This is a genomic window from Desulfoferula mesophila (genome assembly GCF_037076455.1).
Lineage (GTDB): Bacteria > Desulfobacterota > Desulfarculia > Desulfarculales > Desulfarculaceae > Desulfoferula > Desulfoferula mesophila.
In genome coordinates this window covers 2,390,502-2,403,746 of sequence record NZ_AP028679.1, presented here as the reverse complement: position 1 = coordinate 2,403,746, position 13,245 = coordinate 2,390,502, and the positions used below count along the sequence as shown (strand labels likewise).

General features: G+C 58.8%; 10 protein-coding genes, 1 tRNA gene and 1 pseudogene. 9 read left to right on the top strand and 3 right to left on the bottom strand.

The window, feature by feature from the left end; genetic code table 11:
- Positions 1-3: 3 nt before the first annotated feature.
- The 5 genes from AACH32_RS10815 (at position 4) to AACH32_RS10795 (ending at position 4,315) form a co-directional block, all read left to right on the top strand.
- On the top strand, positions 4-1,104 hold the full coding sequence (locus AACH32_RS10815) for a (Fe-S)-binding protein (protein WP_338599101.1): 1,101 nt from the start codon (positions 4-6) through the stop codon (positions 1,102-1,104).
- A 20-nt stretch (positions 1,105-1,124) separates the two neighbouring features.
- Positions 1,125-1,550, top strand: coding sequence for a glycine cleavage system protein H (locus AACH32_RS10810; protein ID WP_338599099.1), 426 nt, complete (start codon positions 1,125-1,127; stop codon positions 1,548-1,550).
- Positions 1,551-1,746: 196 nt separating this feature from the next.
- Positions 1,747-2,550, top strand: a complete 804-nt coding sequence (locus AACH32_RS10805) for a TSUP family transporter (RefSeq protein ID WP_338599096.1) — start codon at positions 1,747-1,749, stop codon at positions 2,548-2,550.
- Between the two features lie 172 nt (positions 2,551-2,722).
- Entirely contained in the window at positions 2,723-3,265 is a 543-nt protein-coding gene (locus tag AACH32_RS10800) for a gamma carbonic anhydrase family protein (RefSeq protein WP_338599092.1), read from the top strand.
- A gap of 102 nt (positions 3,266-3,367) precedes the next feature.
- Positions 3,368-4,315: a bile acid:sodium symporter family protein gene (locus AACH32_RS10795; RefSeq protein WP_338599089.1), complete on the top strand. Its 948-nt coding sequence runs from the start codon at positions 3,368-3,370 to the stop codon at positions 4,313-4,315.
- A 231-nt stretch (positions 4,316-4,546) separates the two neighbouring features.
- Here the strand turns inward: AACH32_RS10795 and AACH32_RS10790 are convergent.
- Positions 4,547-5,041: pseudogene (locus AACH32_RS10790) on the bottom strand (integrase core domain-containing protein); the annotation flags it as partial.
- 259 nt (positions 5,042-5,300) lie between these two features.
- Between AACH32_RS10790 and AACH32_RS10785 the strand changes: the two are divergent.
- Positions 5,301-6,409 (top strand): IS3 family transposase gene (locus tag AACH32_RS10785; protein WP_338598789.1). Its coding sequence is split into 2 segments (ribosomal slippage): positions 5,301-5,553 and positions 5,553-6,409, totalling 1,110 coding nucleotides; the frame shifts between segments, so codons are not numbered across the junction.
- Positions 6,410-6,438: 29 nt separating this feature from the next.
- Here AACH32_RS10785 and AACH32_RS10780 read toward each other — a convergent pair.
- A complete protein-coding gene (locus tag AACH32_RS10780; RefSeq protein WP_338599087.1) occupies positions 6,439-8,205 on the bottom strand; it encodes a site-specific integrase in 1,767 nt (588 codons plus the stop codon).
- A gap of 96 nt (positions 8,206-8,301) precedes the next feature.
- Positions 8,302-8,388, bottom strand: a tRNA-Leu gene (locus AACH32_RS10775).
- A gap of 149 nt (positions 8,389-8,537) precedes the next feature.
- Here AACH32_RS10775 and AACH32_RS10770 point away from each other — a divergent pair.
- The 3 genes from AACH32_RS10770 (at position 8,538) to AACH32_RS10760 (ending at position 13,233) form a co-directional block, all read left to right on the top strand.
- The gene (locus AACH32_RS10770) at positions 8,538-9,497 is read left to right on the top strand and encodes a bifunctional riboflavin kinase/FAD synthetase (RefSeq protein WP_338599084.1); all 960 of its coding nucleotides are present in this window, start codon (positions 8,538-8,540) and stop codon (positions 9,495-9,497) included.
- Between the two features lie 2 nt (positions 9,498-9,499).
- On the top strand, positions 9,500-9,907 hold the full coding sequence (locus AACH32_RS10765; protein WP_338599081.1) for a PaaI family thioesterase: 408 nt from the start codon (positions 9,500-9,502) through the stop codon (positions 9,905-9,907).
- 218 nt (positions 9,908-10,125) lie between these two features.
- On the top strand, positions 10,126-13,233 hold the full coding sequence (locus AACH32_RS10760; RefSeq protein ID WP_338599078.1) for a DUF748 domain-containing protein: 3,108 nt from the start codon (positions 10,126-10,128) through the stop codon (positions 13,231-13,233).
- The last annotated feature ends 12 nt before the right edge of the window (positions 13,234-13,245 follow it).

The following is a 13,245-nucleotide window of genomic DNA, read 5'->3' as shown; positions in this document are numbered from 1 at the left end:
AACATGAGCAGTAAGTATAACTTGATTGAGCAGTTCACCGAACAGATACAGCACTGCACCCGCTGCGGCTTTTGCCAGGCCCATTGCCCGGTTTTCGGGGCCACTGGCCGCCCGGCCTTGAACGCCCGGGGCAAGATGCTTCTATTAAAGGAAGTGCTGGTCGGCAAATTGGAGCTTAACCAGGAACTGGTGGACTCGCTCTTCCAGTGCACCACCTGCGCCACCTGCGCCACCAACTGCCCCTCCGGGGTGGACGTGCCCGCCATCATCAAGGCTGCGCGCAAGGAGATGGTGGGCCTGGGCACCTGCCACCCCGCCTTCACCGGCATGAACGAAGTGCTGGACGAATACGACAACATCTACGCCGAGGACGAGCCCGAGGATTTCGACCGCGAGCGGGGCAAGCAGGCTGAGGTGGTCTATTTCATGGGCTGCGTGGGCCAATACCGCGAGGAAGAGGCCAGCGAGGCGGCCCTGGACCTGCTGGATCACCTTGAGGTGGACTACACCCTTATCGACGAGGCGTGCTGCTCCGGGGTGCTGGAGGACGTGGGTTTCAGCGTGAAGCCCCGCCTGGCCAGCACCAACATCGAGCGCATCCTGGCCACCGGGGCGGGCACCCTGGTCACCGGCTGCCCCTACTGCTTTCGCACCTTCACCCAGCAGGAGGCCTACGCCCCGCTCAGGGATGCAGGCCTCGAGATCGTGCATATGAGCCAATTCCTGGCCGGGCGCGACCTGGGTCTGCACAGCGAGGCCAAGGTGACCTACCACGATCCCTGCGACCTGGGCCGCCACTGCGGCATCTACGAGGAGCCGCGCCGGACCATCAAGGCGGTGGCCCCCAACTTCGTGGAGCTGGCCGACAACCGCCAGGACGCCCTGTGCTGCGGGGCCGGAGGCGGGGTGCGCGGGGCCTTTGCCAAGAACTCCCTGGCCATGGCCCGGCGGCGTCTGGCCCAGGTGGAAAGCAGCGGGGCCGAGGTCTTGCTCACCGAGTGCAACTCCTGCGTACACAACCTGGCCAACGCCAAGCTGCGGGCCCAGAAGTTTCGGGTGATGACCACCCCCCAGTTCTTCATGGAACTCATCGAAGAATCCTGAGCAATGGCGAGGAGCCGATCATGGAGATAGGCGGCTACAATTTTCCGGACGAGCTTTACTACGATCCCGAGCATTTTTGGGTTCGCGTGGAGGGCGACGAGCTGGTGATGGGCATGGACGACTTTGCCCAGAAGCTGGCCGGCGAAATCGTCTACGTGCAACTGCCCAACGAGGGCAAGAAGCTCAAGAAGGGCAAGAAGCTTGCCAAGGTGGAGTCCGGCAAGTGGCTGGGCAAGGTGCTTTCGCCGGTGGACGGCGAGCTGATCGCGGTGAACGAGGACCTGGAGCTCAAGCCCGAGCTTATCAACCAGGACTGCTACGGGGCGGGCTGGATGTACCGGATCAAGGCCGACGACCTGGGCGACCTCAAGGATCTGCTGCACGGCGCGGCGGCGGTGGATCCCTGGGTCAACGAGGAGATCGCCAAGCACGCCCAAGAGGGCTAGGTTAAGGGGACTCACCTTGGACAACCGCCTGTACAGCAAGAGCCAGCTTTTAGCCAGCCACCCGCGCTCTTCCCGGTTGCATGGCCTCAACAATGACCACCGGAAATAAGAGGGTGCACGGCCTAATCGGCCACGGCCCGGGCGGCCGAGGCCTGGGAGAATGGGGGAGGCCAGTGTTGCCCCAAAGGCGGTCACGGTGACTCTGCCCATGGAAATACTGGCCCTGTTGTTCGTGGTGGGCACCTGTGCCGGATTCGTGGACTCGGTGTCCGGCGGGGGAGGCCTGCTGGCCTTGCCCGCGTTGCTTTGGGCGGGCTTGAGCCCGGTGCAGGCCCTGGGCACAACCAAGCTGCAAGGGACCTGCGGCACCTTTTCCGCTGCGTACAATTACCTGCGCAAGGGGCAGGCCGAGTTGGCCTCCATGACCGGCATCATTGTTCTGACCCTGGCCGGCGGGGCGCTGGGGGCGGTGGCGGTCCACTGGGTAAGTCCGTCTTTCTTGCGCAACTTGATTCCATTTTTATTGATAATCATCGCAGTTTATTTCCTGCTATGTCCCCGCTTGGGCCAGGTGGAAGGTAGGCGCCGCCTGGGGGAGTGGGCCTTTGCCCTGACCTTCGGGCTAGGCATGGGATTTTATGACGGGTTTTTCGGCCCAGGCGCCGGATCATTCTGGGCCACGGCCTACGTGGGCCTGCTGGGCTATAACCTTCGCCGGGCCACGGCGCACACCAAGGTGCTTAACCTGGCCAGCAACCTGGCCGCGCTGACCGTTTTCCTGGTGCAGGGGAACGTCCTCTGGTCCGCGGGGGTGGTGATGGGCTTGGGCCAGTTGCTCGGAGCCCGCCTGGGATCGAACATGGTCGTCAAGCTGGGCGGCAAGCTGGTTCGCCCCTTGATCATATTGGTATCCCTGGCCATCTCGCTAAAGCTGCTCTCTGACAGTCACCCTGAGATTCTAGGCTGGGCGGGGGATCTATTTTCGATTGCGGCGCGGTGAAAGCCTTGAAGCCGGCCGCCCGTCACAACCGGAAATCCGGCGCGGGGGTCTGGGTGGCTTCCAACAACAATGATTGATGCCTCGCGGCGGGCGAAGTGGCGAGGCCATGGCCGTAGCGTTTCCAGGAGCAAACCATAACCAACGGCGACTACCGCCTAATCAGAGGGGCATCATGATTGAAACCATCAACAAAAAGACACCCCAGGTGGACCCCACGGCATTCATCGCTCCAGGCGCGGTGGTCCTGGGTGACGTGGAGTTGGGTCTCCAAGCCAGCGTGTGGTACGGATGCGTGCTGCGCGGCGACATCAATTGGATTCGAGTGGGTGCCAAGACCAACTTGCAGGACGGGGTAATTATCCATGTAGCCCATCGGGGACAGGGCACTCAAGTGGGCAGCGAGGTGGTGGTGGGCCACCGGGTGGTCCTTCATTCCTGCACCGTGGGAGATCAAGCCTTGATCGGAATCGGCGCGGTGGTCCTGGACCGGGCCCACATAGGGGCTGGAGCCATCGTGGCCGCCGGAGCGGTGGTCCCGCCCGGCATGGAGGTGCCCGCAGGAGCCCTCGCCGCCGGGGTGCCGGCCAAGGTGATTCGCGAAATCACCCCCGAGCAACGTCAGGCCACCTTGGGCATGATGGAGCGTTACCTGGAGGCGGCTGTGATGCATGGGGAATTGCTCCGCCGCCATGATGCCACTGGCGGTGCGGACTAGGTTGAACCGATACCATCCCGGTGGAGGTAGGTTGGTCTCGCCGCATGGCACGATGTTCCCGTTTGGCTGAGTCTTAGGGCGTTATTAAAAAGGTGGGGCATCTTGAGGTTTAATTTCCTTTTTTTCACCCTATTACCTGCGGCCCTGGGTCTTCTTTTTAATTATTTTTTCCCCGGCATTCACTTCAAGGGCCTAATTTTACTGTTCTTGATGGTGGTTCTTCTCCCCCAATTCACCGAATGGGACGCCTCCATCTTGCGAGACGTCTTGACCAAATTGAAGCCGCTCAGCCTGATCGTGGTCATCGGTTTCCTTTTAAGTCCGCTATGGGCCTATTTCATAAACAATACACTATTGAGCAACAGCCAGATATTCGTCGTCGTGGGGTTCACTTTGTTCGCAGTGGCGCCTGGCAACCTTCTGGCCACCGTATTCACCGATATTCGCCAAGGTGATGCCAGTCTGCCTTTGTTGTTCTACACCGTCAGCTATCTATTGGCGCTGGTTTTCGTGCCCCTGTGGAGTCAGTTGTTGTTAGGCAAGATCGTGCCTATACCCATCGTCATAATCATGCGCTCATTTTTCCTGGTGATAGGCGTTCCGATAATTGTGGCGATTTTTATCCGTCGCTTTCTCCTGCGTAACGCGACACCCAAAGGAGTCAAAAAAATAAAAAGTATTCTTAAAATTGTCAGTTCCCTGTGTTTTGCTGCCATATTCTTTATCATTTTTGCTGAACGGGGCGGGCTGCTCTTCAGTCAACCGGGGCTGGCGGTCAAGATAATTCCCGCCGCTGCCATGCTCATGCTGGCATGTATGCTCTCCGGCCTAGCGCTGAGCAAAATATTCGGATTAAGCCGGGCGGCCACCGAGGGAGTGATGATCGCAGGGGCCACCAAAAACGCTTTTCTGGGCATGGCTATAGCTGCCAGCGCCTTCAGCAATAAGGAGGCCATTGTGGTGGCCCTGTGTGGGCCACTTACGCAATTGCCCTTTATGATATTTTACGTAACTATCATGGGGATCATGATGAAAAAAATTAGGATGTAATTATTGCCGGAAAATCAAGGGCAAAAAGATTGCCAAAATTAGCTTGGGTATGATCAAATTTTCAAGGTATTGAAAACAGTTTTTTAATGCCAAATCTAAAATTCAAATTGGTCTCGTTAATTGGTCAATAGACCTGTCCCTGTATGTCGTCAAAGCGTTTGGGACAAGAATAGGTTTTTCCTAATGAAGACATCCCCTGACCTTCCCCCAAATTCTGTACCAGCGGAAGGGTTAGGATTTTAGGCCCATCGCGATCAGGGGTATGGGTTCGGGAGACTCCCAGCTTTGGACAAAAGCCCTAGGGGTCTGATTGCCCAAAGAGCTGTGAGGACGCTCCCAGTTGTAGTCTCTCCTCCACGCCTCGATCTTGGATTGGGCATCCTGCAGCGAGGCAAACCAATTTTGATTCAGGCACTCCAGGCGGAATTTGCCGTTGAAAGACTCGATGTAGGCATTATCAGTGGGCTTGCCAGGCCGGGTAAAGTCCAATTTTACCCCGTTGCGATAGGCCCACTCGTCTAAGGCCCGCGAGGTAAACTCGGGACCATGGTCCACGGTGATCATCGTGGGCAGCCCATGGAGGGTCTTCAGACGGTCCAAGACCATCGCCACCCGCTTGCCGGTGATCGAAACCCCCACCTCAATGGCCGGGCTAACCCGGGTAAAGTTATCCACTATCGTTAAGGCTCGAAAGCGCCGGCCATCGTGCAGGCGAGACGAATCAAACAGGATTGGCCCTGGGACTCGGGCTAGATCACTTCCTCGACGAGCCACCTTCTGGATCGTACTTCGACTAATTCCCCCAACTCTGGGGTACGGTCCGGCAGCAGACCTAATTGCGAAGTATCCATCTTTATCGGCCAGTAAACTGAAGCAGGGAAAAGTTGACAGGCCCCCACGGTCGATTGTAACCCTCCCTTAAAATAGGGCCAGTTTGAGGTAGAGACTTCTGGCAGACTGAGGTCTGCAAGGAGGACTCTTCACGATGCGCAGGACCAGATTCAGCGAAACTCAGATCGTCAAAATTCTGAAAGAGGTGGAAGGGGGCAGGACCGCCAAGGAGGTCTGCCGGGAATACGGTGTCAGCAGCGCCACCTACTACAAATGGAAGTCCAAGTACGGGGGCATGGAGGCCTCGGACATCGTCCGGCTCAAGGAGCTTGAAGAAGAAAACAGGCGTCTAAAGCAGATGTACGCCGACTTGAGCCTTGAGAATCGGGCTCTGAAGGACGTCATCGAAAGAAAAATATAAGGCCAGCGGGTCGGCGCGATCTGGCTAAGTTCATGTGCAAAGAGCACGGTCTGAGCATTCGCCGGGCCTGCCGCGCCCTGAGGCTGAGCCGGTCGGTTTATGCCTACCGACCCAAGCCCCGCGACGATGGTCCGATCATCGAGGCGCTGACTTCGCTGGCAGACAAATATCCCAGATACGGCTTTGCCAAACTGTTTCAAGTAATTCGGCGGGATGGACATGGCTGGAATCACAAGCGGGTGTACCGAGTGTACTGCGCCCTGAAGCTAAACCTTCGCAGGAAGGGTAAGAAGCGCCTGCCTACTCGTGATCCCCAGCCGCTTGCAGTGCCGGATCTGGCCAATATCTGCTGGTCGGTGGACTTCATGAGCGATGCCCTGTATGGCGGCCAGCGATTCAGGACCTTTAATGTGGTGGATGATTTCAATCGAGAGGCCCTGGCCATAGAGGTGGACGTCAATCTCCCCGCCCAAAGGATAATCCGAGTGCTGGAGCGTATCGCTGCCTGGCGGGGCTACCCGTCCAGGCTGAGGCTGGACAACGGCCCGGAGCTGGTCAGTGTAGCTATGGCCCAATGGGCCGAGGAGCATAGTATCGATTTGGGTTTCACTCAGCCCGGCAAGCCCACCCAGAATTCATACATTGAACGCTTCAACCGGACCTATCGGGAAGAGGTGCTGGACCTTTACATATTTTCCCGTCTAAGCGAGGTGCGGGAAATCACGGATCGCTGGCTCAAGGAGTACAACGAGGAACGCCCTCATGAGTCCCTCGGCAACCTGACACCAGCCGAATACCTCGCTATAAATTCACCTGAAGTTTCTACTGTTGACTGGCACTAATCGGGGGAGGTTTACAGCTTGAGGGAGGCCTATTTTCTTTTCTTTAGCGGCCGGTTATTCGCCAGGTTCTTCCCTCGGACGTGTTTTGATTTTTTAAGCTGTTCCAGGTCTATATCAAAATCAACTTTGGAGACAACATCCCTGAGTAAAATACCAGGAGGATATTTTTTGCCATATCTACCGTATGTAATATTGTTGCCTGAGGTTTCGTGTCCCATTAACTGCGATACCTTGTCTTCGGGGATGCCAGCTAGCTTGCAGGTGTGGGCAAAGGTATGTCGGAATGAGTGGAAAACTTTTTTCCTACCGGCTTTTCCGATGCCAGTTTTGGGTAAGTGAGTGCCGTTGAACCAACGTGATACGTAATGGGAATACCGGCCGCTTTGTTTTTTTAATTCGGGGAACAGCCTATCCGAACCTTTTTTCTTAATGGCTTTCACATAATCTAACAAGCCAAGCTCGTCGATAAGTTTGGGGTGGATGGGAATATATCGTTTAGAGGCAATGGTCTTGACCCGTTTGTCTACTTGATCGTTGACATCAAAACACCAGACTTCATCAATCTGTTTTATATCATCAATGGTTAGTTGGCATATTTCTTCAAGGCGCATGCCGCTGTAAAGTCCAATCAGGGGAACCCAAAATTTATAGGCCTGCTTGAAGTTGTCAGGCTTATATCCTGGGGCCTGGAAGATTTTTTGTAAGTCATCTTCAGTAAAAACACTCCGTTGCTCATCGGAGGGCTGAACCGATGGTGGTTTTAAGACATCGGTAAGTCCATCGTTGATACCATCGTAATTTGCCTTCAGCCAAAGTAAGAACGACACCACCGCACCGAAGTATTGCCCAATGGTGCTGTTAGACATCCGGTCGTTTTCAGGTACTTTCATTGCCAGCAATTCATTAAGACTCTTGCCTTTGTATCTAGGCATTACGCTGCGCCTTGCTGGCAAGTGCTCTACGGCATGTTTGAATTTTCTGATGTCATCTTTGCTCAGCATTTTTATGGAGATGTCGTCAACAGCTTCATTGAACAGATCAAGCCGAGGTCTCATGTCGGTTTCGGTTCTGCCGGTCCAATCCCGGTGACGGATTTTTTCCTCCCGGTAAGATTCGAGAGCCTCGCTCAGGGTAATTTGCGGCCCGGTCGGGTTTTGTCTTGTAGCTGGAGTTGAGGGGATATTATCTATGCAATTATCGAGTAGTGAGTCTAGCTCATCGTCAAGCCCTTCACCCGAGGCATTTCTTTTTTCTTGCATGAATACGGCGATCATGCCTTTGAGTAACGCTGAGCACAGTTTGCGGAACTCAAGCGAGTTTTTGGGGATATCGTGGAGGCCCTTTTCCGCTAGGAATTCCAGCGCACCTGGTTCAACCAAATCATAATGACCTTGCAGCAGCTTTTCCTTGTAGACTTTGATATCGTCATCAAGGCTGTTCAAGTAGGCGGTCAGTTCCTCGGCAGACCAGGGCTGTGACCGCCGAAGCCGAATCTCTTCATATTGTTCCAGGGCCTTCTTGACCCACTGGTGGACGATCTCTCTGATCTGCTGGTCGCTGAGCTCCGCCATTAACTCGCTTTCCTGCCGCATTAAATGAAAGAGGGTGGATAGCCTTGCTTTCATAGAGATAGCCATGCATTTGGCCTGGGTCAAGTACCCAGTGCGCAACGACAGGCGGTATTCGCGCTGCTTGAGGCGGGGGCGCAGGTCAGCCGGGACGACTGCCCTAAAGTAGTAAATGCTGCCGTGTTTGACAAGACAGGAGGGGATACTTACCCGACGACTGACTCCCATTTGGGCTCCGACCTGTATCACCGGTTTGTGTGAAAATCGGTTAATCGGAGTCAGTGATCAGAAAGTTCGTGTGATTGCGATTACTTAAGTTGTTTTTGGTGCCGAAGGGGAGACTCGAACTCCCACACCCGTACGGGTACTAGACCCTGAACCTAGCGCGTCTACCAGTTCCGCCACTTCGGCTCACCCAAGATCGCTAAAAGCCCTTGAGCCGCGCGACCTTGTCAAACAACAGGGCGAAGTCTATAATCACGTCCCAAGGTTGTCAAGTGGGTTTGTGGGCCCCCAAGGCCCATTTTTTTCATCAGGGGTGGAAAAAGGAAGCCGCGGTCATGCAAGTGGTAATGGGTCTGGAAGAGCTAAGGCAGCGCCTCCCCCGTCCAGTGATAACCATCGGCAACTTCGATGGGGTACACCTGGGGCATCAGGCCCTGTTCGCCAAGGCCGTGGAGCGGGCCAAAGCCCTGGGGGGCACCTCCTTGGCCGTTACCTTCGAGCCCCACCCCATCCGGGTGTTGCGCCCGGCGGTGAACCTGCCGCTGATCACCACCCTGAGGCAGAAGCTGGTGCTGATGGGCCAATCCGGCCTGGATTTGACTTTGTGCCTGCGTTTTGACCAGGACTTCGCTTCCCTTAGCGCCGACGCCTTTGTGGACAAGCTGCTGGTGAGCCGCCTGGGGGCCGCCGAAGTGGTGGTGGGCTATGATTTCGCCTTTGGTCATAAAGGGTTGGGTGACCTCGATCTGCTGCGCTCCAAGGGCGAGCGCTGGGGTTTCGCGGTGCACGTGGTGGGTCCGGTGATCATCGACGGACGCCCGGTGAGCTCCACTCGGGTGCGCCAGGAGGTGGCCGACGGCAACATGGAAGGAGCGAGGCATTTGCTGGGCCGTCACTACCAGGTAGCCGGGCGGGTGGTGGCCGGACACGGCCGGGGAGGGCGCCTGCTGGGCTTCCCCACCGCCAACCTCAAGGTGAGCGACGAACTGCTGCCCGGGCCGGGGGTCTACGCGGTGCTGGTGGAGCTGGCCGACGGCCGTTTGCTCAAGGGGGCCAACAACATCGGCAACAACCCCACCTTTGACGACGGGGCCCTGAGCGTGGAGACCCATCTGCTGGACTTCGATGGCGACATCTACGGCCAGGACATCCGGTTGCATTTCGTGGAGCGCCTGCGGGGCGAGCAGCGCTTCGACTCTCCCGAGGCGCTCAAGGCCCAGATAGGCCTGGACATCGAGCGGGCCATCGCGGTGCTGGAGCCCTGGGTGCGCTCAGGCAATGGGGGAGAGAAATAGCCTTGCTGGATCCGGCCCTGGAAAAAGCCATCCTGGAGCGGGTGGCGGCCATACCCATCGTGGACACCCTGGGCATGCAGGTGCTGGAGCTGGCACCGGGCCTGTGCCGGATCAAGGTGGCGCGCAAGCCGGCCTATGACGGGGTGTTCGAGTCCTTTCACGGCGGGCTGCTGATGACCGTGGCCGACAGCGCCGCCTGCTTCGCCATCCTCACCCAGACCGGCTCCCAGGCGCGCCTGACCACCACGGACATGAACATCCGCTTCTTGGCCCCCTGCCTGAGCGACCTCACCGTGGCCGCCCGCACCATCAAGGTGGGCCGCACCATGTGCCCGGTGGGGGTGGAGCTATTCGACGAGGCCGGGACCCTGGTGGCCGTGGCCCAGGTGAACTACCTTCTTCTGGCCTGACGGCGCCTCCCAAACCAATTCATGACTTAGCCAACCTGCAGGCCGGACTCTGCCCCGGCCGAATGTTCACCGCTGCGGCCGGCCGGGCTCAGGGGTCCTTGGCAACCAAAAAGCGGGCCGCCCGCCGACTTTTTACGGGCGCCAATGCTTTATAATTTACTTAGGTGCAAGTGGAGACCGGGCTCCCCATAATAATCTCACTTTGGTAATTGTTGATTATGGCTAAAGGAAAAGCGCGCCGTTGGCCCTGGATTTCGGCGGGAGTGGTGCTGGCCCTGGTGGGTCTGTATGCGGCGGCCGGATTCTGGGGCGTGCCCTACCTGATCAAGAGCAAGCTGCCCGCCATGCTCAAGGCCCAGACCGGGCAGAGCGCCACGCTGGGGGAGGTTCGCTGTAATCCTTTCACCCTGTGTCTGGAGGCGGACGATTTCGTGTTGGGGCCGGGCCAGGAGCGCCCCTTGGCCTCCATAAAGCACCTGATGATCAATTTGGAGGTAGCCAGCCTGTGGCGCTGGGCCCTGATTTGCACCGAAGCGTCGCTGGAGGAGCCTTTCATCAAGGTGGTGTTGAGCCCCGAGGGTGATCTGAACCTGGCCCGTTTGGCACCGGCGGAGGCGGCCCCGGCCGCGGCCAAGGGGGATCCTTTTCCCTTTCTCCTGCGCAAACTCAATCTGCTCAAGGGCAGCCTCTGGTTTTTGCGCGAGCAAAAGGGAGCCCCCGGCCAGTTGAAGGTGATACCTATCAACTTGGAGCTGCAAAACCTTTCCACCTTGAAGGACCTTTGCGGATTACCCTCCGACTGTGGCCCCTTCAGCCTGACCGCGGCCAGCTCCCAAGACGAACGTTTGGAGTGGCGGGGCAAGCTGAGCCTCAGCCCGGTCGCCTCCAGCGGCCGGGTCCGGCTGCAAAACTGGAAGCTGGCCACCCTGTACGAGGTGGTCCCGGACATCGCCAAACTGGCCCCTCCCCAGGGGTTGCTGGACTTCAACGCTTCCTACGAGGTCTCCCTGAGCGGAGGCGGTGTGCGCCTGAAGCTGGACCCGGTGCAACTAAAAGTTCGCCAGGTGTCTTTGAGCCCGGCCCAAGAAAACCTCCGGTTGAACCTGGAGAGCTTGGCCGCGGCCGGCAAGCTAAGCCTGGAGCGTCCCCAGGACAAGTATTTGCTTAACCTGAAGGGCCTGCAAACCTCGCTGCGCAACCTGACCCTGGGCCTGGCCGATCAGACTCCCATGCTCACCCTGAGCGGCCTGGAGGCCGGGGGCGTCAGCCTGGACCTGAACCGGCGGCTGGTGGAGGTGGAGAGCCTCAAGCTGAATGGGGGCCGCGCCCTGACGGTTTTGGACCAGCAGGGCAAGCTCAACTGGAGCGGACTGTTGGCGGGGCAGGGCGGCCAAGAAGCGGCGGGGGAGCAAGGCGCGCAGCCGGAGCCCGGGCCCGGCTGGAGCCTGCGGCTCAAGCAGGCCAGCCTGGAAAACTACGGGCTGGCTTACAAGGATCAAAGCGGGCCGCAACCGAAGGAACTGGAGCTGCAACAGGTGCGCCTCGGCCTGGACGGCCTGGCCTGGCCCCTGGAGCAGCCCTGCGCCTTTGATCTCGAATCCGATCTGGCTTCGGGCGGCAAGCTGGCCGCCAAGGGTAGGCTGCTGTCGCTGGCCCCGGATCTGGAGGCCGAGTACCAGCTTGAGGGCATGGAGCTGAAGCCCTTGCAGCCCTATTTGGACCTGCTGGCCAAAGCGAGGATTGCCGGCGGGATCTTAAGCAGCCAGGGCAAGCTGGCCCTGGGCCAGCCGGCGCAGGGCAAAAAGTTCACCCTGGAGGCGGGGGCTGCCATCGACAAGCTCAGTTTGCTCGAAGAGGGCGGCCAGGACGAGCTGGTGGGTTGGGATAAGCTGAGCACGCCCCAACTGCGTCTGCAACTGGAGCCCGGCAACCTCGGCGTGGACCGGGCCGAACTGGTGGGGCCGCGGGTCAAGATGGTGATCGGCCCCCAGGGCCAGCTTAACCTCTTGCAGGCGTTCAAGGCCCCCGAAGAGAAGGAAAAGGCCCCGGCTACGCCCAAGAAGGAAGTCCGGTCGGCACCCGAACCGCCAGCCTTCGCCTTTCATTTGGGGGTGATGCATATCAGCAAGGGCCAGCTCGACTTCAGCGATTTGAGCCTTAAGCCCGAGTTCTCCTCAGTGGTGCGCGATCTGCGGGGAAGCGCCCGGGACGTGGGCAATGTGGCCGCCTCGCCCATGCCTTTGCGCCTGCGGGGCAGGGTGGATCGCTATGGGCAGGCCAATATCACCGGCCGTTTGCTGCCGCTCAGCCCCACCGACCGCACCCAGCTGAAAATGGAATTCGAGAACCTGGACATGCACCATCTGAGCCCCTATGCCGCCAAGTTCGCCGGTTGGCGCATCAAGGAGGGTAAGCTCTACGCCCAGATGGATTACCGTCTGGAAAAACAGCGATTGGTGGGCGACAACCAGGTGCTTATCAAGGATCTGGTGCTGGGCGAGAAGATTAACGAGCCCGGCGCGCCGGATCTGCCCCTGGACCTGGCGGTGGCCCTGCTCAAGGATTCCGAGGGGCGCATCAAAATCGCCTTGCCCGTGACCGGCGACCTGGCCGACCCCCAGGTTTCGGTGAGCGGTATCATCGGCGAAGCCATCATCAACCTGATCGTCAAAATCGTGACCGCTCCCTTTACCCTGCTGGCCAATTTGGTGGGGGCCTCGGACCAGGCCCTGGATCAGGTGGATTTCGATCCGGGGAGCCACCGGGTCTCGCCGCCCGAAGAGGAAAAGCTGGCCAAGCTGGCCAAGGCCATGCAGGACAGGCCCCAGCTCAAGCTGGGCGTAGCGGGCGGCTATAACCCCGGCCTGGACACCCCGGCCCTGCAGCGGCGGGCCCTGGTGGCCCAGTTGGGCAAGATGACCGGCCAGAACCAGGCGGGGCGCACTTCGCTGCGCGTTTCCCTGAGCAGCGCCTCGGTGAGCCGCGCCCTGGAGGCCCTGTATCTGCAGCGCTATTCGCGCGCCGAGCTTAACCAGCTCAAAAAGGCGGTGGCGAACAGCCCCGACTTCAGCGGCAAGACCCCCACCGACCAGGAACTGGCCACGGCCCAAACCAGGGCCATGTTCCGCGCGGCGGTGAAGAAACAACCGCTAGGGCCGGAACAGATCAAAAACTTGGCCGAGAGCCGGGCCTCGGCGGTGGCCAAGATGCTCACCGGGCGCTTTGGCCTGGCCCCCGACCGGCTGACGGTGTCGGCGCCGGTGGAGAGCCAGCCCACTGAAGACAAGAATGTGCCCAGTCCGCTCAGCTTGGTGGCGGAAAAATGATTCGGGACAGGC

Coding starts and splice junctions, on each gene's coding strand:
- AACH32_RS10815 (WP_338599101.1), top strand. CDS start 4: ATGAGCAGTAAGTATAACTTGATTGAGCAGTTCACCGAACAGATACAG.
- AACH32_RS10810 (WP_338599099.1), top strand. CDS start 1,125: ATGGAGATAGGCGGCTACAATTTTCCGGACGAGCTTTACTACGATCCC.
- AACH32_RS10800 (WP_338599092.1), top strand. CDS start 2,723: ATGATTGAAACCATCAACAAAAAGACACCCCAGGTGGACCCCACGGCA.
- AACH32_RS10780 (WP_338599087.1), bottom strand. CDS start 8,205: ATGGGAGTCAGTCGTCGGGTAAGTATCCCCTCCTGTCTTGTCAAACAC.
- AACH32_RS10770 (WP_338599084.1), top strand. CDS start 8,538: ATGCAAGTGGTAATGGGTCTGGAAGAGCTAAGGCAGCGCCTCCCCCGT.
- AACH32_RS10760 (WP_338599078.1), top strand. CDS start 10,126: ATGGCTAAAGGAAAAGCGCGCCGTTGGCCCTGGATTTCGGCGGGAGTG.